Source organism: Sphingobacterium sp. UBA2480 (assembly GCF_002341965.1).
Taxonomy (GTDB): Bacteria; Bacteroidota; Bacteroidia; order Sphingobacteriales; family Sphingobacteriaceae; genus Sphingobacterium; species Sphingobacterium multivorum.
The window spans coordinates 717,545-739,376 of record NZ_DDPA01000007.1 but is presented as its reverse complement, the minus strand read 5'-3'; the positions used below and the strand labels follow the sequence as shown (position 1 = coordinate 739,376).

The 21,832-nt window shown below is 40.9% G+C and carries 18 protein-coding genes; 8 read left to right on the top strand and 10 right to left on the bottom strand.

Going from position 1 to position 21,832, the window contains the following annotated elements:
* Positions 1–293 precede the first annotated feature (293 nt).
* Positions 294–1,193 (bottom strand): SPL family radical SAM protein, encoded by a 900-nt coding sequence (locus B3600_RS16205; protein WP_286753700.1) that lies wholly within the window; start codon positions 1,191–1,193, stop codon positions 294–296.
* A 300-nt stretch (positions 1,194–1,493) separates the two neighbouring features.
* On the opposite strand from B3600_RS16205, the gene B3600_RS16200 reads away from it, so the two are divergent.
* Positions 1,494–2,360, top strand: a complete 867-nt coding sequence (locus B3600_RS16200) for a cold-shock protein (RefSeq protein WP_286753699.1) — start codon at positions 1,494–1,496, stop codon at positions 2,358–2,360.
* A gap of 115 nt (positions 2,361–2,475) precedes the next feature.
* On the opposite strand, the gene B3600_RS16195 is transcribed toward B3600_RS16200, so the two are convergent.
* Together B3600_RS16195 and B3600_RS16190 are read right to left on the bottom strand one after the other, a co-directional pair.
* Positions 2,476–4,236 (bottom strand): alpha-L-fucosidase, encoded by a 1,761-nt coding sequence (locus tag B3600_RS16195; protein ID WP_286753698.1) that lies wholly within the window; start codon positions 4,234–4,236, stop codon positions 2,476–2,478.
* Positions 4,237–4,248: 12 nt separating this feature from the next.
* The gene (locus B3600_RS16190) at positions 4,249–5,532 is read right to left on the bottom strand and encodes a Gfo/Idh/MocA family protein (protein ID WP_286753697.1); all 1,284 of its coding nucleotides are present in this window, start codon (positions 5,530–5,532) and stop codon (positions 4,249–4,251) included.
* Positions 5,533–5,880: 348 nt separating this feature from the next.
* Here B3600_RS16190 and B3600_RS16185 point away from each other — a divergent pair, with 348 nt between their 5' ends.
* Positions 5,881–6,750: a DMT family transporter gene (locus tag B3600_RS16185; RefSeq protein ID WP_204991028.1), complete on the top strand. Its 870-nt coding sequence runs from the start codon at positions 5,881–5,883 to the stop codon at positions 6,748–6,750.
* Between the two features lie 170 nt (positions 6,751–6,920).
* Here B3600_RS16185 and B3600_RS16180 read toward each other — a convergent pair whose 3' ends face one another.
* On the bottom strand, positions 6,921–8,603 hold the full coding sequence (locus tag B3600_RS16180; protein WP_286753696.1) for an FAD-binding dehydrogenase: 1,683 nt from the start codon (positions 8,601–8,603) through the stop codon (positions 6,921–6,923).
* Between the two features lie 331 nt (positions 8,604–8,934).
* Between B3600_RS16180 and B3600_RS16175 the strand changes: the two genes are divergently transcribed.
* Together B3600_RS16175 and B3600_RS16170 are read left to right on the top strand one after the other, a co-directional pair.
* The gene (locus B3600_RS16175; RefSeq protein WP_046675368.1) at positions 8,935–9,918 is read left to right on the top strand and encodes an aldo/keto reductase; all 984 of its coding nucleotides are present in this window, start codon (positions 8,935–8,937) and stop codon (positions 9,916–9,918) included.
* Between the two features lie 9 nt (positions 9,919–9,927).
* Positions 9,928–10,905 (top strand): cyclase family protein, encoded by a 978-nt coding sequence (locus B3600_RS16170; protein ID WP_083296044.1) that lies wholly within the window; start codon positions 9,928–9,930, stop codon positions 10,903–10,905.
* Between the two features lie 284 nt (positions 10,906–11,189).
* Here B3600_RS16170 and B3600_RS16165 read toward each other — a convergent pair whose 3' ends face one another.
* The 3 genes from B3600_RS16165 to B3600_RS16155 form a co-directional block, all read right to left on the bottom strand.
* Entirely contained in the window at positions 11,190–12,176 is a 987-nt protein-coding gene (locus B3600_RS16165) for a Gfo/Idh/MocA family protein (RefSeq protein WP_286753695.1), read from the bottom strand.
* A 92-nt stretch (positions 12,177–12,268) separates the two neighbouring features.
* A complete protein-coding gene (locus B3600_RS16160) occupies positions 12,269–12,751 on the bottom strand; it encodes a YdeI/OmpD-associated family protein (protein ID WP_286753694.1) in 483 nt (160 codons plus the stop codon).
* Positions 12,752–12,770: 19 nt separating this feature from the next.
* Entirely contained in the window at positions 12,771–13,727 is a 957-nt protein-coding gene (locus B3600_RS16155) for an aldo/keto reductase (RefSeq protein ID WP_201640178.1), read from the bottom strand.
* A 308-nt stretch (positions 13,728–14,035) separates the two neighbouring features.
* On the opposite strand from B3600_RS16155, the gene B3600_RS16150 reads away from it, so the two are divergent.
* The 3 genes from B3600_RS16150 to B3600_RS16140 all read left to right on the top strand — a co-directional run bounded on the left by B3600_RS16150 (position 14,036) and on the right by B3600_RS16140 (position 18,438).
* Positions 14,036–15,076 (top strand): sensor histidine kinase, encoded by a 1,041-nt coding sequence (locus B3600_RS16150; protein ID WP_159333108.1) that lies wholly within the window; start codon positions 14,036–14,038, stop codon positions 15,074–15,076.
* On the top strand, positions 15,066–15,755 hold the full coding sequence (locus B3600_RS16145) for a LytR/AlgR family response regulator transcription factor (RefSeq protein ID WP_286753693.1): 690 nt from the start codon (positions 15,066–15,068) through the stop codon (positions 15,753–15,755). The genes B3600_RS16150 and B3600_RS16145 overlap by 11 nt, the downstream gene beginning before the upstream one ends.
* Positions 15,756–15,909: 154 nt before the next feature.
* A complete protein-coding gene (locus B3600_RS16140; RefSeq protein ID WP_286753692.1) occupies positions 15,910–18,438 on the top strand; it encodes a TonB-dependent receptor domain-containing protein in 2,529 nt (842 codons plus the stop codon).
* 78 nt (positions 18,439–18,516) lie between these two features.
* Here B3600_RS16140 and B3600_RS16135 read toward each other — a convergent pair whose 3' ends face one another.
* From B3600_RS16135 to B3600_RS16125, 3 genes are all read right to left on the bottom strand, one after another.
* Positions 18,517–19,227, bottom strand: coding sequence for an HAD family hydrolase (locus B3600_RS16135; RefSeq protein WP_159333110.1), 711 nt, complete (start codon positions 19,225–19,227; stop codon positions 18,517–18,519).
* Between the two features lie 99 nt (positions 19,228–19,326).
* Positions 19,327–19,776, bottom strand: coding sequence for a DoxX family protein (locus B3600_RS16130; protein WP_286753691.1), 450 nt, complete (start codon positions 19,774–19,776; stop codon positions 19,327–19,329).
* A gap of 52 nt (positions 19,777–19,828) precedes the next feature.
* Entirely contained in the window at positions 19,829–20,395 is a 567-nt protein-coding gene (locus tag B3600_RS16125) for a Crp/Fnr family transcriptional regulator (protein ID WP_286753690.1), read from the bottom strand.
* A 144-nt stretch (positions 20,396–20,539) separates the two neighbouring features.
* Between B3600_RS16125 and B3600_RS16120 the strand changes: the two genes are divergently transcribed.
* Entirely contained in the window at positions 20,540–21,796 is a 1,257-nt protein-coding gene (locus B3600_RS16120; RefSeq protein ID WP_286753689.1) for a hypothetical protein, read from the top strand.
* Positions 21,797–21,832: the final 36 nt, after the last annotated feature.

The following is a 21,832-nucleotide window of genomic DNA, read 5'->3' as shown; positions in this document are numbered from 1 at the left end:
CGTAAAACTTCGTCATAAAAAATCCTTTATCCAATACATCTGTTTTCTATCGGTTTTAGTCAGGGCGAAAACATACAATTAAAAGCTAAAATTCAAACAGTTAGCATACCTAAAAACCTGTATTTACTACGGAATAAGATTGCTTTTTAAAAAGATTAAAATCAAGACCGTCACATTCAACTTAAATGGCCTATCAATAAGGAAAAAATGCAAAAGGCTCAACTTAACACACATCACAGAGAAGGAGAAAAAGCTACTTTGGTATTGATCAACCGCCAAAAATACCCAGGAATTTATAAGGGATCATTATTCGTCAGCCGGTCCCTAAGTCCATATTGCAGACATAGTCCCTTAACCTTTTCCGCAAATGCCTGTCGATAATAGCTAGGAAGTTTGCCGTCCGCACCAAACAATCGTTGATATTTTTCCACGAGTTGTGGATAGTGTTTTTCAACCGCACGCATAACCAACGTCCGATTGTCACCAGGATCAGAACCATACAAGGCCAAGGTTGCTGGAAAAATATAATTTGCATCAATGGATCGAAAAGTCCCAAACATCTGATCAAGATGAGTTCCGGTATCCGAAATAAAGGGCAACAAAGGCATTAAACTTACGCCACTACACAATCCCATCTTACGTGCTTCACTCAATGTATTCAAACGAAGCTCAGGCGATGGTGCACCTGGTTCAAATATGCTGGCAATTTCCATATCGATGGTTGAAAAGGAAAAAGTAATAAAAGCGCGATGTGTCAATTTACCCTGCAGATCCAATGGGAGTATCGCTTCAGCATCGATCTGCTTCAACAAATCAAAATCCCGACTTACTAGATCCGATTTGGTGATAATATGCACTGGAAAACGATAATGTAGTATAATTTCCAATAATTGCCGCGTCAGTAGCTCGGTTTGCTCAAATTGCAAATAAGGATCCGTTGCAGACGACAATACAATTATTCCATATTGTTTTTTACGGGCACGAAGCGCTAGGGCTCGGTCCAACAAATCCACCGCATTGCGCTTTACACTTAGCTTTTCGGCCATATTAATACCATATTTACTACCTCTGATATAACAATATAAACAATTGAACGAGCATCCGCTATAAGGGTTAACGGTGTAATCGTCAAGAAACCAAGGATCTCTTTGTTTTGTTTTATTGAGAATAGATTTGACAATTACAGACTGCATAGGATACGTTATATTATTGAACGATTTTATAGAACAGATTTCAACAGACTAAGTTAGCTCAAAATTACGCCTAGGCGACAAAAAATGCTATGAAATTATTCTCTCAATCGATTTTTCAAAACGCCTTTTGACTCCTGTCCAATTCCGTCCCACTAATTTGATTGTCGCTTTCTATTGAAATTACGAACATTTTGGCTGTTTAGAAAGCGTTCTTAACCATGTAGACTAAGAATCCATCGGATCCGTTAAAAGTCTTTCACGGCAAATAATTACAAATATTTCATTTTCAATGCATAATAAATGCATTTATTCATTACCTTTATGCTATTGAAACAAAACTCAACTCCAGCCATGTTTATCGGCGCTGTCAAATGGTTCGACAATAACAAAGGATTTGGTACTCTTGCGTTACCTTCCGGAGAAGAACTCTTTGTGCATATACGCAGGTTTAAAGTTCCTCCAGAACATGTTATTCAACCTGGAGAAGTTATTGTCGGAGACAAGAAACCTGACCCAAAAAGAAGCGGTTATCTCGCTCAGAACTGCAGGATTCTCAAAAGGCCCGAAGACTGGAAATTCGTCATCTCGCTCCTCGACAAAGAACACACCGTGCTCCTCCCCGATAGCCACGGTCGAGAACAAAAGCACAACTTAACCTCATTAACAGCAAGACAACTTCTAAGAATCCAGCCCAAAGAACATATATTGGCTATGCTTACCGCTAATTTTGATGTTCATTTCGATAGCTCGATTTTCATTCCTTATGCTGAATTGATTGACAAAAGCATTACCGGTGTTTTTGAGAAGGAGGCAGCTTGTGATCTACTTTCCAAGGTGTTCGAATACTTTGGAAAACATGTCTCGCATCAAATTCTATTTCGTGTATGGAAGGAAAGCATGTTTAGGTATATCGGCTATCCGGCAGAAGGCGACTACGAAATACCTGAACTTGTATTTAATCTGAATGCCACGGAAATCGATTGTGATGATCTTGCGAGAATCATCACGTATAGCTTTGGCAAATCTTTTTGCAGTGATTTTGTAAATGCTTTATTTGAAGACATAGAAACAATGGACAAAAAAGATATCGAACCTTTGTTACCGTATCTTGAGTTTTTGGAGAATGAGGATTCTATTGAGAAAATACAGACTCTTATGCAAGACTAGCTGAATCGAATGCCTGCCTAAAAATCCCTGTTTGATTTTTTTGGGAATATCATCAATTAAAGCAGAAAGCACAGAAATTGATGACTGAAAAACCTGTAAAATAGACAGCAGCAGCCTATTCTACAGGTTTAAATCGAAGTGCACTGAGACTGACCTTGTCACCATCACCTTCAAGAAATGAAACAGTAACGCTGTATCTTCCTGGGGCTTTAAATTTCATCCATCCCCATGGGTACCAATTATACCCAGAAGCAGCGGCTTGTTGATTCTGCACGATCTCTCCAGTCGAGTTTTCAATCTTCCACACCACTCTCCCCTGCCCCGTATAATTTAGATCAACTTGATAATAGCCTGGCTTAACAATGTCTATAGCATACGTTAGTTTACTTTGACCAGTCCATTGCCCTACTTGAACCACATGTTTCCATTCACCGAATTTCTCCATCCAGGATTTCCCGGTTTTATGGCATCCTTCAACTTCGGCAAAGTCTACAGGAAGAATTGTCTCCATCGCCGGATCGACACCCAACATTTTATCAATAAGAGGTGTCCCCTGCATAACGACCTCAATCACAGAAACCAGTGGATCTGGAGCTACCGATGGGATATTGATCTCCAACCATTTTCCATCGGTCGTATAATTTAACTTTTTCTTCCCATCTGCGTTTAAAAGATTGATCGACGTTATCCCCTTTGTTAGGCCCGGAACAAACAACTTTCCATTAGTTGGCCAGTGATAGACCAATAATGAAATTTTACGTCCTTGTACAGTAGCATCCCCCCAAGGCAAAGCGTGCCCCCAAGGTGAAGCTTGCGCACCATAAACGGCCGCTGGATACTTTCGGATCCACGCACCAGCACCACGCAAAGCTAAGCTCGCTGGCTCAGGAATAGTCCCATCTGGTTTAGGCCCAACATTTAACATGTAAGTCCCGCCCCGGCTAATAGTCGACAATGTACGAGACAAGATTTCACGGGCACTCTTCCAATTATTGTCGTACCAAGCATACCCCCAAGAGTCATTGGTTACATCGACTGCCTCCCAAAGACCTGGAACATTCTGCCGTGGTACTTCCATATCCCCCAAAGTAGAATAATCACCAAGTCCGTGTCCAACACGTCCCGACACGTAAGCCCCAGGTTGATTTTTATGAACCAATTCGACAAGTTTTTGGGCGTATTTCTTATCCATCCCACCAGGCGTATCGAACCAGACCAGTTCTATCGGCCCATACTGCGTCGTAATCTGGTTCACCTCAGGATAGCATTTCTCCCAAAAATAATCGTCAAATGTTTTCGGCTGACCAGCAGCATCTACCTTCGGACCTCCGTTTCCACCGGGATAAGTCCAATCCTGATTTTGCGAATAATAGAAGCCAAAACCGATCCCCGCTTCCTTACAGGCTTTCGCGAGCTCAATCATCGGATCACGTTTAAAATCGGTCGCCTCAACAATATTAAACGAATTCACTTTCGAATGAAACATCGAAAATCCATCGTGATGTTTGCTCGTAATCACGATATAGCGCATCCCCGCATCTTTTGCAAGCTGTACGATCGCCTTAGCGTCAAAATGATCTGGATGAAATGACGCCGCCGCGGCCATGTAGTCAGCGACGGGGATATTGGCCATGCTCTTGTTCATGAGCCATTCCCCTATGCCATAAAACGTTTTCCCCTTCCAGGTATTTGCCAGCTGCGAATAGATTCCCCAATGGATAAACATCGCATATTTGCCGTCACGGAACAGTTTCCCTCTATTTTGGGAAATGGAATTTTTTCCTCCTTGACCATCCCACATTTTTTCCATCTGTTGCGCCGAAACTTGCTTTGCAGACAATGTCGCCAGAGCGAGCCCCAATACGATACCTTTCATACCCATATTTCCCTAGACTTTGGGCAGATTATAGCCATTATGATAAACTTTCGCTAAGTACCCGTCCGCATCTTTATCATTGAAACTGCGCTTTTGTTTGTCCCAAAACAATTTCTTTTTAGAACGGTATGCAATATTTCCCATCTGTGAGAATATCGCAATATGAGCCCCCGCTTCTATCGGAGCATGAAGACCTTCTACTGATTTCTTTCTAACAGCTTCAACGAAATTAACCATATGCTTGTCCAGTCCATTGTCCTGCGAACGTTGGAAAGAGACAGCGTCCATTCGTCCTTTCTCGGGAATAACTTCCCAGCCTTCACGATTAACGACCAAGGTACCATTATTACCAATGAAAGCAACGCCGTGAGTCTTCTGATAAGGGCCCAAATCTATACCTGTCGCCTGCTCCCATTGAACATTAAATCCATCAAACTCATACACCGTTGTTAGACTATCTGGTGTTTCAGCGGCGTCGTCGGGATAAGCAAATTTACCGCCAGCAGCCATTACCGAAACAGGATCTGACACTTTCATTCCGATCAGCGCATAATCCAACATATGTACACCCCAATCGGTCATTAGGCCACCCGCATAATCCCAATACCACCTGAAATTGAAGTGAAAACGATTGGGATTAAATGCACGTTTTGGGGCTGGCCCCAACCATTTATCATAATGTACTCCAGTAGGAACATTAGCGTCTGCCTGAACCGGAATACTCTTCATCCAACCTTGATAAGCCCAAGCCTTAACAAGGCGTATCTTTCCCAATTTTCCGCTATGAACAAAATCCATCGCATCTCTAAAATGTTGTTGGCTTCGTTGCCACTGCCCTACCTGTACAACACGTTTATACTTTTTAGCAGCTGCAACCATAATTTCACATTCCCGAATGGAGTTGCCAATCGGTTTTTCGACATATACATCTTTTCCTGCCGCAACAGCATCAACCATTTGCATGCAATGCCAATGATCGGGCGTAGCGACAATAACAACATCAACGTCATTTGCTTTCAGAAGATCTTTATAATCGATGTAAGTCTTCACATCAATATTGCGTTTCTTTAGTTCCTCAGCGCGATTCTTCAAAACATTTTCATCGACATCACATAATGCCGTACACTGCACGCCTGGTACTTTCAAGATAGCGTTCAGATTAGACCAACCCATACCGTTGGTACCGATCAGCCCCACACGGACCGTATCAGCTTGAAAACCGAATACTTTCGTCTGTGCAAAAAGTGCCGATGCCGCCAACAGACTCGTATTTCGAATAAATTCTTTCCTCTTCATTGTTTAGTTTGGTTTATATTGATATTGCATATTCAATACTAGGAAGACGATTATCTTGGGCATCCCCCTAGTGAGATCACTAATATAAGATTTAGTCTTTAGGATGAAGAATATTAATCCAACAAAATGGCTGAAATAAAGGACTTTGAATACCGTAGATAATTTCTATATTTGTTAAAAACTAGCATAAAACCATGGACCGAAGAACTTGTCTTTCTCCACCAGCAAAATAACATAGCGCAATGTCAAACGAATAATGATATCTGATCAGGAGCAAATTCGGATGATACAAGGATTAACTATTTATTTAGCTTTTAAATTTCCCTTTATGGGAAAGACATTTTTTTTATGAAAAAATCATATTTAGTACTTCATACCGCGGTACTGCTCGCAGGCTTCACCGGAGTTTTCGGCAAACTCATTACCCTCAATCAGATACCACTCGTGTGGTTTAGGGTTTTACTTTCAACACTTATTCTTTTCGTTGTCCTCAAATTATTCAAGATTGAGCGATTAAAATCGACAAAAGATATACTGAATATTGCAAGAGGTGGATTATTGCTCACCATCCATTGGATATTTTTCTATGGAAGTATCAAGTTTTCCAATATTTCCATTGGCGTAGTGTGCTATTGCCTGACCAGTTTTTTCACAGCCATTCTAGAACCTATCATCAATAAAAAAAGATTTAGTGCGGCGCAGCTGATGTTAAGCATGTTGACCTTGATCGGAATCAGTTTAATCTTTCATTTTGATAGCTCTTATCAAGTGGGCATTATTTTGGGTGTAATTTCAACTATTTTCGCGGCCCTATATACCATCTACAATGAGCGATTGGTCAAACAATATGATAGTAAATTACTCAACTATTATCAAATGCTTAGTGGAACCATTGTATTGGGACTTGGACTGCCTATTTTCTATTATTTATTTCCCACCGAACGTTTTATACCAAGCTTTTCTGATGGGATCTATTTAATCTTGCTGTCTTTATTTTGTACGGTTGGTCTTTATGTTCTTTTTGCCGAATCACTCAAGAAGCTATCTGCATTTACGGTCAATTTGAGTTTCAATCTTGAGCCCATCTATTCGATTATCATTGCTTTTTTATTCTTCAACGAAGGCAAACAAGTCAATGCTTCTTTCTATGTGGGGCTCGCTTTTGTACTTGTTTCTGTTCTTCTTCAAACGCTGCGCTCTATCCAGAAAAAAACTTAATAATTTCTTACTCTGATCTGAATAGGCAAACATCGCATTGATTGCCTACTAGAAATGTTGTTTTAACGTTAAATGTAACCACCGATGGCCTGGGCCGACGCTATCCGGCAACAACATCGGATGGAAAAGCTGGCATTATAAAGAAAAGGATCGACTTTCATAAACATTTTTTAGGTAAATGCTGCCTTTGGCAAACGCGCAATATGTTGTCCGGCTTTCATGCCTGAGAATATACAACCGCCCAAGAAAGTACCTTCTAACGCTCGATAACCATGCATGCCGCCACCACCAAATCCAGCCACCTCGCCTGCTGCATACAAACCCGCTATCACCTTGTTATCCTTTGTTAGTACCTGCGAATGGAGATTCGTTTTGAGACCGCCTAAGGTTTTACGCGTCAACACATGGAGACGTACCGCAATGAGCGGTCCATTTTCCGGCGCCAGGATTTTATGGAGGGCTGCCACCCGACCTAATTTATCACCAAGGTAGTTTCGTGTATTTCGAATGTAATTTACTTGCGTATCCTTTGAAAACTTATTATCGACCTCCCGGTCACGCGCTTCAATTTGCGTTTTAATCGTTTCATAATCCAAAAGATCTTCGCCTGTCAAACGATTCATACGAGCGACCAGATCCTTTAGATTGTCCGAAACAATAAAATCAGGTCCCTTTTCCTTAAAAGCCTCAACTGGTCCAGGTGCATTTTTCCCAAAAATGCGTTTCAAAAATAACCTATAATCCTTGTTGGTGATATCCGGATTCTGTTCTGAACCTGAAAGAGCAAACTCCTTTTTGATAATCTTCTGTGTCAGGATAAACCAGGAATAAGAAAAGCCTGTCTCTTGCAGGTGCCTGAGTGTACCCAAGGTATCAAATCCAGGTAAATAAGGAGCTGGAAGCCTATTACCGCGGGCATCAAACCACAATGAAGACGGCCCAGGTAAAATACGGATGCCGTGCATAGGCCATATTGGATTCCAATTTTCAATCCCTTCCGTATAATGCCACATGCGATCGCGGTTTATCATATGAGCCCCAACCTCTTCGGCAATTCCAATCATTTTTCCATCGACATAGGCGGGAACACCTGAAATCATTTGCACTGGTGCTTTCCCTAATTGTTCAGGCCAATTTTCGCGTACCAATTGATGATTTGCTCCAATCCCTCCCGAAGCAATAACGACCTGATCTGCATAATATTCAAACGCTGCAAGAATATTTCTGTTGGTAGCAACACCCCTTGCTTTGTTATCATCTTCCAAAACATCGCCCGCAATTCCGAAGACCGCGCCATCTTGCGTTAGCAATTTTGTCACGCGATGTCGAAAGCAAAACCGCAGCAGACCTTTTTCCTCCGCAGCAAAAGCTTTATCCACAAAAGGTTTCACAACGCCAGTTCCAGTCCCCCAACTAACATGAAATCTAGGAACGGAATTACCATGCCCCGAGGCCGATCCGTCACCGCGCTCAGCCCAACCGACCATAAACATCAGCTTAATACCGAGCTTAGCGACGTAAGCAGCCTTCTCTTCCGTCGCAAATTTCAGGTAGGCCTCTGCCCATTGTCGCGGCCAATAATCCTCCTCGCGGTCAAATCCTGCAGTTCCCATCCAGTCCTGCCGAGCCAGTTCAAAAGAATCCTTGATGCCCATACGACGTTGTTGAGATGAATTGACAAGAAAAAGCCCACCAAAGGACCAATAGGCCTGACCACCAAGATTTTCAGCTGTCTCCTGATCCACAAGAAGCACTTTCTTACCAGCATTGGTAACCTCCATTGCTGCTGTAAGCCCTGCTAAACCCGCTCCGATAATAATCACATCAGGTTTAAATTGTTCAACTGTTTGCATAGATATTCTTTTACTGAACGGTTATCCCAATAAAAATGTAAGTACTAACAGGACCTACCACACTATATAAATCTACTAGTTTGTGTAGGAATGTACAAGAAAAAGTTAACAGAAATCTGCTGGCGCTTTTCAAAAAAAGGATCTAGCACTATATCATAAAAATAATAGAATAACCTAATTTAAATTATTTTAATAATAAAAAATACCGTTATAACTTTGTGCCATCAATCATTCAGATAATAGTAAGCATCCTTTCGAACAGATTTATTTAGTAAAAAAAGGCGCATCAGAACGACAAATAAAATTTAACAAGAGACATAAAAAATAAAAAATGGAATACAGAAAATTAGGAAAAACAGATTTAGAATTATCAGCAATTACGTACGGAGCTTTTGCAATTGGCGGCAACATGTGGGGCGGCAATGAAAAGAAAGATTCTATTGATTCTGTGAAAGCATCGATCGACAACGGTGTCACTACATTAGATACAGCCCCGTTTTATGGCTTTGGTTTGAGTGAAGAAATGATCGGTGCGGCAATTCAAGGTTATGATCGGACCAAAATACAAGTATTGACCAAATTTGGTTTGGTATGGGACGGTAGTAACCAAGGAAAAGGTGAATTTTTCTTTGACGCAGAAGAAGCTGGTAAAACTATTCCAGTTTATAAATATGCATCAAAAGCTAGTGTAATTCAGGAAGTAGAGAATAGCCTAAAACGCTTACGCACCGACTATATCGATCTACTACAGATTCACTGGCCAGATAGTACAACTCCGATTTCCGAAACGATGGAAGCCTTGGATCTTCTTTTACAACAAGGTAAGATCCGTGCTGCCGGCGTCAGCAATTATAGCGTTGATCAAGTTTCAGAAGCACGAAAAACCCTCAATATAGCGAGTAATCAAGTTGGTTACAGCATGCTGAACCGAGGTATCGAACAGGACCTTGTTCCTTACGCAAAGGAAAATGATCTGGGTATCATTGTATATAGCCCTATGGAGCGTGGTTTGTTAACCGGTAAATATTTCAATACTGGTAAATTAAAAGAAAACGATCACCGCAATGGTTATTTCCAACAATTTGATCTGGCCAAAGTAAAGACCTTCTTGGATACCATCAGTCCAATTGCCGCAAACAAAGGTGTCACGCTTTCCCAATTGGTATTACGCTGGACTAGTTTGCAGCCGGCGATCACTGTGGTCTTGGCAGGTGCCCGAAATGCAGAGCAGGCCATCGCAAATGCGCAGGCCATCGACATCACGCTTACCGCAGAAGAACTATCCTTTATCAATCTTGCATTAGCAAAAATTTAATATTCAACGATGAAAAAATTCAATCAGTTGACAGTACTCCTCATGGGGGTACTGTCACTCACAGCATTGCAAAGCAATGCGCAAAATAAAACACTGTTGGTAGACCCAACAGATAGTACATGGCATCATGCTGCTTATGGTAAGAACGACGAGATCGGAGCTGCCAATTTAATATCACCAAAATTGGTGCTACAGTCATTAAAACTTGTCAAAAAGGGAAAAACTGTCCCTCTTGCTGTCCCTGTAAACAAACAGCTCCCAGCTTTCCGCCACCGTAGTTTTAACTTGTATAATATACAACCCGGAGAACAGGCTGGTGCAACACTTGGTCCCAATAAATTCACTTTCAACGACGAATTGGTAAATGCCTGGACCGGTGTCGGCACCCAATTGAACGGTATTGGACATATCGGAATCAACAATATCTACTACAATGGCAACAAAGCGCAGGATTTCGTTACGGTAGAAGGCGTTAAAAAACTTGGAATAGAAAAAGTCCCACCACTGGTAACCCGTGCTATTGTCTTGGATATGACAGCCTATTATGGAAAAGATATCGTTCCCGGTGGTACAGAATTTACCGTTGAAGCCATTCAATCGGTGTTAAAAAAACAAGGGATCACGATCAAAAAAGGTGACATCGTCTTATTCAACACGGGCTGGTTGGAATTGATCGGCAACAACAACCAACAGTTCCTGGAAACTGAACCCGGTATCGGCATGGATGCAGCAAAATGGCTAGCAGATCAAGGTATCGTTGCTTTTGGTGGAGACACATGGGCATCCGAAGTATATCCAAACCCCAATACCAACGAGGAATTTCCAATCAATCAGTTTTTATTGGCCAAACGTGGCATATACAATCTTGAATTAATCGATACACGCCCCTTGGTAAAAGAAAAAGTCTGGGAATTTCTATTTGTCCTTGGACAGCCCTTATATGTAGGATCCACACAGGTCAATGTCAATCCAGTAGCGATCTATTAATTGCTTTTAAGATCAGTTCGGTGCACCTCTTTATGGCACCAACTTAGAACTCATTGCTCCAATGGGTCCATTCAAAAGAAAGAATACTTAATAAAACCTTCTTAACTTCGCAGACACCAACAGTAATGAAAGCAAACTGAAGGTTCTTTGTGGCTAATAAGATCAGACACTGTCAGAAAAATTAAGCCTATTTGGAAGACCGAAATCATACCTATCTTCCAAATAGGCTTTCCATTATACCTGCTTCATCCTTAAAGACTACAGCTTATCAGCAAAGCAAAATATTATTGCCTTATTGTCGAAAAGTTATCGATGATCTGCATCAGGACCAAGGCTTCCTCAATCGGAGATGGATTTGGCCCGATGCCGCTGAAATACTCTACCGCACGCGAAATCATCGGCAATTGAATATTTTCGGGATGGTCAAATCTGAATTCCTGCTCTCCATCCCCTGTTTCGATAACAACTGAATTTCCAAAAATGGAAAAACAAATACGACCAAGGCTTCCAACAATTTCACAACTGTCTACCTGATTTTCTTTGGCAACATTAAAACACCAACTTCCATGAAAAACAAGCTGATTATTAAATAAAATGGTCCCTGTGGTCTGATCGGCAACAGCACTGTCCCTATCCTGAATTAAGCTAAAACCATCGTATGAAATCGGCATTCCAAAAAAGTAAAGCATCAAATCCAATTGATGAGGGGCTAAATCAAAAAAGTAGCCGCCGCCCGAAACAGCAGGATCAGTACGCCAATCTCCGCCACTTTTAGTTACCAGGTCGGGCGTTCTGCTTTGCCATAAACGGAGTTGCACCGTCCTTAGCTGGCCAATTTCACCGTTTTCAACAAGCTCTTTAACCTTTAGAAACAAAGGCAATTGTCTACGGTAATGCGCAACAACCAATTTCCCGTTACTGCTTTTTACTTCCGCCAATAATGATTCAGCCTCTATCGCATTTAACGTAACGGGCTTTTCAACGTAAACAGATTTCCCTTTACGCAGGGCAGATAGTGCATACGCGAGATGAGAGGACGGTGGCGTTGCGACATAAATCGCATTGAGATCGATATTATCAAGTAAATCGTCAGCGTCTGAATACCATAGGGGTACCTGATGTCGCTTAGCATAATCAGCAGCTTTCGCCGCATCCCTTCGCATGACAGCCATTAGCTGACTATTATTTATCTGATTAAACGCAGGTCCACTTTTTTTTTCTGTGACATCACCACAGCCGATGATACCCCATACTATTTTAGGATTGTCCATAAGTATATTCAAATTATCACTAAAATTCTTACCAATTCTCCCTATATCTGGCCGTAATTACAGGACATACATGGAAGTACTGGTCTGAGTTCTTAGGGCTTTTCACGCCCCACAAATCGATTTTTACCCAATAGAAAACCGATCGCCCTTTCGATGTTTTTTCTTCGACTATCCGCAGTTTTTAAGTTAGAAATATAACGGATAATTTCCTTTTGCTTTGATGGAGACAATCCATCAAACACCTTTAGTGCATCATTATTTAGCGCAAATGCTGCTTCGAGTTCTGGATGAGGCAAAATAGTCCGGTCTTCCGGATCAAAAGCGATTGTTATGGTTAAGGTCTCGCCGATTCGTTTCGGCGAGTTCGCCAATATAACCGTGTTAATGTACAGTCTCCATTCCCCCTGAAATCGCAGCAAGGTCTGAACATAATCTTTTTCATTAACTTTTCCCTTCACAGGAATATAACCTTTGTTCATTCCCGCATCCTTAAATACGTTTTCCAGAATATCAGCAGGAACAAAAACAAAAGGATTGATACCGATAATTTCCAATTGTGCTTCAAAAGCAAACATGACACGATCAATTAGGTGATTAATTATACTTCAGAATAGCATCAATAAGTGCCAATTCATCCGCCGTAAAGTCTAGCCTGTCCAGGGCCTTGAGTGAATCAACCAGTTGCTCACTATTTCTCGCCCCTACCAAAACGGAGCTTACACGTTCATCTTTCAACAACCATGCAATTGCCATTTGAGCCAATGTTTGGCCTCTTTGTATCGCCAGATTATTCAACCGGTCTATCTTCTCCATCAATTCAGCAGTGATCATGTCACTTTTCAAAAAATGCTCTTTCGAAGCGCGCGAATCTGCCGGAATGCCACCTAAGTATTTATTGGTCAACAGTCCCTGTGCCAAAGGAGAGAAAGCGATCGCTCCGATTCCTTCTGCCTGCAGCACATCCAAAAGCCCCTCCTCAGGTGTCCGCACCAACATCGAATATTTAGGCTGATGAATAAGGCATGGTGTCCCCATTGCACGCAATAACGCAGCAGCTTTCTGAGCAAGATCAGGAGGATAATTGGACAAACCCACATAGCAGGCCTTTCCTTGATGAACAATATCTCGCAATGCGACCATCGTCTCTTCCAACGGTGTATTCGGATCCGGTCGATGATGGTAAAATATATCCACATAATCGAGCTTCATCCGTTTTAAGCTCTGGTGTAAGCTGGCCATCAAATATTTACGACTTCCCCAGTCACCATACGGACCCGGCCACATGGTATATCCCGCTTTAGTGGAAATTAAAAGTTCATCACGATAGCCCACAAAATCGCTACGCAATATATGTCCAAAGTTCTCTTCTGCACTTCCCGGAGGCGGACCATAATTATTGGCAAGGTCAAAATGGGTAATCCCGTGATCAAAAGCGGTCACCAAAGTTTTGCGGAACACCGCTTGAATATCGGTTTCACCAAAATTTTGCCAAAGCCCCAATGAAATGGCTGGCAAGAGAATGCCACTCTTCCCACAGCGTCTGTAGGGCATATGCTGATATCGGTTTGGATTGAACGTCACGTTACAAAGTTTATACCTGCAAAATACAAAACTATTTCCAACAGTCCAGCCTATTTCCCGTTTTCGTGTTCTTTCCTGAACCTCTTTTTAACATCATTTCATTTAATAGCTGCTCATGTTTATAACACCATATCGATTGACAACAGATCATGATAACCTTCGGAGAACAGCTTTGATGAATAATTGTTTTTACCTATAAACGTATTTATATTGCATATAAAAAGCAATTTATCTAAGTTTGGTCTTATCCAAAAGTAAGGGGATTAATTAGATATAACATGATCGGCAGATTCTTCAGAAAATTCTATTTACATATTGTCATCTGGACCATATTACTGCTTTTGCCCTTTATTACGTACCTCTACCAGCCGGATAAAATCGCGGATTTCAAGCCTTATTCGGCATTATCGCATTTAGTAAATATTGTGTTCCTGGCTACTCATTTTTACTTGCACTGCTACGTTGTTGCACCTACCTATTTTTTTGGTCGCAGAAAGATCTTTGTACTATTAATGGCACTTGGATTCGCCACCTATGTAGCACTGAACTACTGTATAGTCTATTTTAATCCAGATGGGGAGCTCGCTCATCTGAGCAAGGAAAATATTCTTTTCGTACGATTGGTCATCGGCCCGGGCATTATTTACTCACTCTGTATGATCACCTCTTCGATGATCTTTCTCTACGATGAGCAAGCCCGACAAAAGGAGCTCAACAAACAGATTGCGCTTGAAAAAACAACGGCAGAACTAACGATGTTAAAACTTCAGATCAGCCCACATTTCCTATTCAATACGCTCAATAATATCCGTTGGCTTATTCGTAAACAATCATCAGATTCCGAAGACACTATTGTTAAGTTGTCCGAAATGCTACGCTACATACTTTACGAAGTAGACGGCCCCAAAGTCGAACTTTTTAAAGAGATCGACCATATGCGCAATTTTATCGCCTTACAGACCCTTCGTCTTCCTATTCAAGGAAATGTGGCACTAGATATCGAAGACAGAGTCAAAAATAGAATGATCCCCCCATTACTCTTCATCCATTTTGTGGAAAATGCATTCAAGTATGGTGTGGATAGCAAAACTGAACCACAGATACAGTTTCAATTTCAGGAGACTCCAGGTGGCATTATCTTTATATCTCGCAATAGCATTTTACAACATACGGAACCGCGTCCAAACGAAGGGATAGGACTGACCAATGTACGCAGACGATTACAATTACTGTATCCCAACCGACATGACCTCAGGATCGGAAAAACCGATGCTGGAGATTTCGAAGTGACTTTAAAACTGATGACCGATGAAGATTAAATGTATACTAATCGATGATGAACCCTTCGCGCTCAACATTTTAGAAGACGACTTATTGAATTTTGAGCAAATCGAAGTCGCCCGTAAATTTAATGCGACGGCCGAAGCTGAAGACTATTTAAAAGATCACGCTATCGATCTGATTTTTCTGGATATTGAAATGCCCGATCAATTGGGTACGCAGTTTATTCGCGAACTCACCCCACGCCCCTTAGTTATCTTCACCACGGCCTATCACCAATATGCTGTTGAAGGTTTCGAGCTAAATGCCGTAGATTATCTGCTTAAACCCATTTCAAAAGAACGACTCGCAGCCGCAGTCCGAAAAGTGGAAGAAAGTATGCTGCTCCGTGCAAAACAGCTACCCGAACAGGATCATATTATCGTCAATGTAGAATACAAAAAGACGAAAATTTTCCTCCATGAAATCAGCTACATCGAAGGCTTGAAAGACTATGTGAAAATATACCTGGTCGACCGTGAATCGCCACTTCTTACGCGCAGCAACCTCCGAGGGATGGAAAAAATATTACCTACAGTCGATTTTCTACGCATACATAATTCTTTTATTGTCAACAAAAATCGTATTGAACAGATCGGTCAAAGCAAACTCACCTTACCCGAAACTGCCCTTCCTATCGGTAAAAAATATATTAAAAATATCGAACAGTTTATCTAATGCTACAGGTACAAATTGAATCGATACAATTATCCGTTCGTCTACACATTCGACGCTTTGGTCTACAGATGATTGCATAGCTAAAAAATCCTTTTCAAATTTGCGTACTGTCGAACAGCCTAATCCGCGTAGCCGATAGCATAGCAAAGAAAAAATGAAAAGATTTATAGCAATAGCACTAATGGCAACTGCGGTTGCTTCTGTACACGCTCAAGCCCCTGCAGGCGGTCGTCCTGCTTTCGCCATGTCCGAAGGCCAGCTCTCCGGCCAAATTGTGGACGACAACGGGAAACCGATCGCACAAGCTTCCGTGAATTTATTGAAGGTCATCAAGGATCAAGCTACAGGTAAAGAAAGGGAAATTCTCGTAAAAAGTACCAGTTCTTCAGAAAATGGAAAATTCAATTTCGCAGCCATTTCACCAAAAGAAAAATGGAAGTTAAAAATTAGCTCTGTAGGCTATGCACCGATTGATCTAGCTGTAGACTATACCGATGGAAAAACAACCAAAGATATCGGCGCGATCAAACTGGAAAATGACAACCGTAAGCTCGATGAAGTCACCGTGACTGGCCGCAAGGCATTACTCGAAATGGATATCGACAAAAAAGTCTTCAACGTAGAGAAAAATATCGTCGCGGCTGGCGGTACAGCAATCGATGTACTCCGCAATATGCCTTCTGTACAAGTAGATATCGACGGTAATGTAAAATTGAGAAATGCAGCGCCAACGATTTTTGTTGACGGAAAACCGACCACGCTTACACCGGATCAAATTCCGGCTGATGTCATTGATAAAATCGAGATCATCACAAATCCATCTGCCAAATACGACGCTTCTGGAAGTATGGCCGGTATCCTCAATATTATTCTGAAAAAAAATAAGAAAGCTGGATACAATGGTATGGTCACCTTAGGTGGCGACCGCTTTGGCGGGACCAACTTTATGGGTAGTTTAAATCTGCGTCAGAATAAATTCAACATCTCACTGACGGGAATGAATATGCGCATGCGGACCAACACCGAGGGCGACAGCCACCGTACCAGTACAATTAATGGCATAGAATCGACAGTAGATCAAGATATCGAGGGAAAAACAAAAGGTATGATTACCTTTGGCCGGCTTGGCGTAGATTACGACTTAAGTCCCAAAACAACGCTATCTGTCGCCGGAGTGTTGGTTCAGGGTAAATTTAAGCCTAATGAAAATTCAGCAATTTCCACCACTTCAGGGGGCAGTACTTCAATGAGCGATCGCATTTCCGAATCTGAAAGAAGCTTTAAACCACGTGGCCTGCAAGCTGGTCTCGTCCAAAAATTCAAAACTGAAGGCGAAGAATTGTCTGTCGATTTCAATTACTTTGGCGGTAATAACACCTCAAATGGTCTATATACGACCAATTATCGCAATGCCAGCGATGAGGTCAGCGGAACGCAGATCCAAAAAAACAACGGCTCCGGCAACAATAAATTTATGACTGTGCAGGCAGATTATGTCAAACCGTTCAAAAATGGCATGAAACTCGAGACCGGTGTGCGTGCCCAGATCAATAAACTCAAAAACCTCAACACGAATTCCTTAAAAGCAGTGGATAAGGAGGATTTTGAAAATATCACCGCAGCTTCAGCCAACTATAACAATAAAAACAGTGTCTATGCAGCTTATGCCTCACTTGGAGGAAATCTCAAAGACTGGGTATCCTATAAAGTTGGGTTGCGCGCAGAAAGCTCAACGTACGACGGCGAACTTTTGAACACAAATGAAAAGTTTCACAACAAGTACCCCCTTAGCTTATTTCCTTCTTTGTTCCTGAGCAAAAAGCTAACCGAAAAAGACCAAATACAGATGAGCGTAACCCGTCGTGTCAACCGTCCGAACTTCTTTCAGCTTATCCCTTTTGTTGACTACACAGACAGCTTAAATATTACACGTGGTAACCCCGATCTTGTACCAGAATTCACCACTTCGGGCGAACTTTCTTACAGTCGTACACATGGAAAAGGTACATTTTTGGCAACGGTATACTATAAATCTACAAACAACCTAATTACACGTTACCTGACACAGGAACTCAATCCGGTGACGAACAAAATGGATTTCATTAATACCTATATCAATGCCAATTCCAGCAAAAATTATGGGGCCGAATTCACGTATACCAATAATCTCAAAAAATGGTGGGATCTGACAGCAGACCTCAACTTCTACAATTCTAAAATTGAAGTTGATGAGAAAACACCGTCGGAAGGTATGTGGACAGTATTTGGAAAATTGAACAATACATTCAACTTACAGAAAAACTGGAACCTACAGCTTGCTTTTGAATATCAAGGCAAAACAAATATGCCAGTTACACAGGGCCAGACATTCGGCCCACCAATGAACCAGGCACAAAGCTCTTCCCAAGGCTATATCAAACCATTCTATGGTATCGACTTTGCCATCAAGAAAAGCTTCTTGAAAAATCAGGCTGCCTCCGCAACATTGGCCATCAATGATATCTTCAGAACACGTGGCAATACCATTGTTTCATCGGGTGAAGGATTCTCTCAAACCTATTATCGACTTTCCAATCCGCAGTTGATCAAATTGAATCTTTCCTACCGTTTCGGAAAAATGGATATGAACATGTTTAAGAAAAACAAAAACCAGAATTCAATGGAAGGCATACAAATGCAATAGCATGTGGATCATATCGCAATCAAAAGCGGGTATTTCCTACAAGAAATACCCGCTTTTTTATTCAACAGTGTCAAAGAACTAGACAACTGTATTGGAGATATTCTTCTTTTCAAGTATTGGAACAATTTCCAGTAGATCATCAATCACATAATCGGGATTTGCGGATTTGAGTTGAGCCACATTATGTGCACCGGTTGTGATACCGATACTTAAACCACAGCCTGCTTGCTGCCCCTCCTGTATATCGATAATAGAATCTCCAATCTTTACGACAACACCTGGATCAGCAATTTCAAATTTTTGCATCGCTAATTCAATCATATCTGGATAGGGTCTGTTTCGAGGCACATCAGACGCTGTAATTAATGCATCTACATCCTTTCCTACTTTCCAGTTAAGCTTTTCTAAAAGCGACTCCGCAGTTTTTCGGTCATATCCCGTATTCAACACACGTAAGATATCACGGTCTTTCAATATGGCAAAAAGCTCCTCAGCATTCGTATTTGGATAAATTTCTTCTACTTCATAAGCATGCTCCAGCTCCCCTAAAAACAACGTAAACATGCGTTGTGCCAATTCATCATCAACAAGATTCAGGCTATTTTTAAGTACTGTTTTGATCGCTTGTAACTTTTCCTTACCTGCGCCATGCGCCAATACTTCCGTTAATGTAAGTTCATAGCCTCCTACCGTATTTATTGCATTTCTAAGCGTCTTATACACAATATTATTTTCGTTCACTGTCGTACCTGCCATGTCAAATACGATCATCTTAATTGCTTCTTTCATTTGATTAAACCTAAAAGTTTAGCAAAAATAAAAAATTGTTAAATAAAACTAAACAATCCCGTATTAATTTAATGCTATATTTTAGTTAAGAAACTTGATTTAACGAATCGCAAAATAATAAGTCCAAGCGATAAGCAAGATTTGAAACGGAATACGAAACCACAAATAGTTTGGACCAGGTCCATCGAAAGTAGCCGTCTCATAATTTATATGCTTCAAGTTTGCCCGGATATTTGTGGGTAATACCAACAGAAAAAAAACCAGCAAAAGTATCCCAGTCATACGGCTTACCTGTGGAACAAATAGCCCAATAGCAGCAAGGGCTTCCAACAGTCCGGTTGCATAGATCATTTCCTTTTTAAATGGAATAAATTCGGGCAGCATCAAGGTCATTCCCTCCGTATATAATAAATGCCCCAATGATGTAAACAGCAACATAACGGCTAGTGCTATTTTGCCAGAAAAAAAATAATCCACCGTGCCTTTCAACAACAGGGTACTTAAATTGGAGACAACAAAGACAACGATCAATACAAAAAATGGTTTCATCTTTTTTATAACAAAAATAGGTACCCTTCTTTTTGTTATCAATGAACATTTGTTAATAAATGCCTTTTCTGATTCGGCTCAATGATTGCGGTCTAATACCAATATAAGAAGCCAGATATTTTAAGGGAATATTGCGAATCAGCTCGGGCTGCTCACGCAACAAATTGATATACCTGGTTTTTGCCGAATCTTCGAGTAGCGTCAGTTCCCGTTTCATTTTTTTTAGAAAAATGTCCTCAACCGCTTTCCGACCAATTAGATTCCCAACCGTTGTTGTTTGATATACCGCATGGAGATCCTCAAACGATATCCGCCATAAAATACAATCCGTTATTGCCTCGAGATGATACGATGAAGGCTGCTGTGTCAAGAAGGAATCGTACCCACTTACAAAAGAGTTTTCAAAAGCGAATCCAAAAGTAAAATCATAGTCCAGTTTTGGGATATTGAAACGTACAATTCCTTTTTCAATAAAAGATAAATACTGTTCAGTTTTTCCGATTTCCAAAATCAGTGATTTTTTTGGAAACTCCATCTTAACAAGCTTAGAAGAAAACACCTCCCAGTCCGTATCATTCATGACAACGAGCGATTCGAAATATTCTCTGATCTTGTCCATGATTCTTATTTTTTAGGAGCAAGATAAAAACTTCTGTCCAAATATAGCGTAATGATTATTTACTATTTAATCGATTATTTATTCCAACAAACATACGGTCTATTTTACCAAAAAATATTAACTTAAATACTATAAACTTTAATCATGCTTATTCTTAACGAAAACGGTTCAGAACGTTGGCCTGCCTTTAGAAAATTAGGTTTTCGATTTTCTTTTATTTTCATTTTGTCGTTTATTCTTGTTTTCAACAACGGCACTTATCCATTATATGGCTATATCAGCTCTCCCCTCAACCATTTTATGCAAAAGTTGACTCCCTGGTTTGCAGAAAATATATTGGGCTATTCTTACGACCACAGCATCTTCATCAACGGAAGTGGGGATACCTCCTATGCCTGGATATCCTTATTGATCTTATTCCTACTAGCATTAGTCGGGGCAGCTTTATGGTCCATATTAGATCGAAAAAGAGCGAACTATAGGATCCTTTTTTACTGGTTAACCACAGCAATACGTTATTATGTTGCTTTTATGCTCATCAACTATGGTCTCATCAAAGTCTTCTATATGCAAATGCAGCCGCCGAGGTTAACACAACTCCTGCAGCCATTGGGCGAGTATTCCCCCATGGGCCTCGCATGGACTTATATCGGTTATTCTCAAGGCTACAATATACTCATCGGTTCAATTGAAATATTATCTGGCCTATTGCTTTTCAGAAAAATGATGGTTTTGGGTGCACTTATTACGGTTGCGACAAGTATCAATATTATGGCTGTTAATTATTTTTATGATGTTCCTGTCAAAATGGTCTCCACAGCACTCCTGCTATTTTCCATATTTCTACTGCTTCCCTACTTAAAAGCATTGTGCGAAATTTTTATTTCAGGAAAACCTGTACAGTTACTTCCTATTCAACAACCCCTATTCAATAAAAGCTGGAAAAGAAAAAGTTTGTTTATCATCAAATTGGCCGTGTTACTTCTCTTTATAGTGCAACAGGGCATGGGCATATTAAGTACAAAAAAAATGATCGCTGAGTACCTAACGAAGTCACCACTATATGGAATCTACCGTATTGATCAAGCGGGAACACCACGCAAAACAATCCCCGAAAATTGGCGACTTATTGTTTTCGAAATTGATAACAATAAGGTCTTAATACGCAACACAGACTATAGCCCGCAAAGAGAGAGCGTTGTAATTGATGCTGCGGGGAAGAAAATCACCTTAAACAATTATCAATTTGATTATCAAATCAACCAAGATGGAAATATTCTTCTGACAAAAGCCTTCGATGACCATACAGCGCAAATTAAACTGATTAAACAAGACGTGCAAACTTTCGAATTAAAGCAGCGCAAGTTCCATTGGGTACAGGAATATCCCTATAATCGTTAGATAAGAATCGCAAAATTGAATAAACAAATCGTGCAT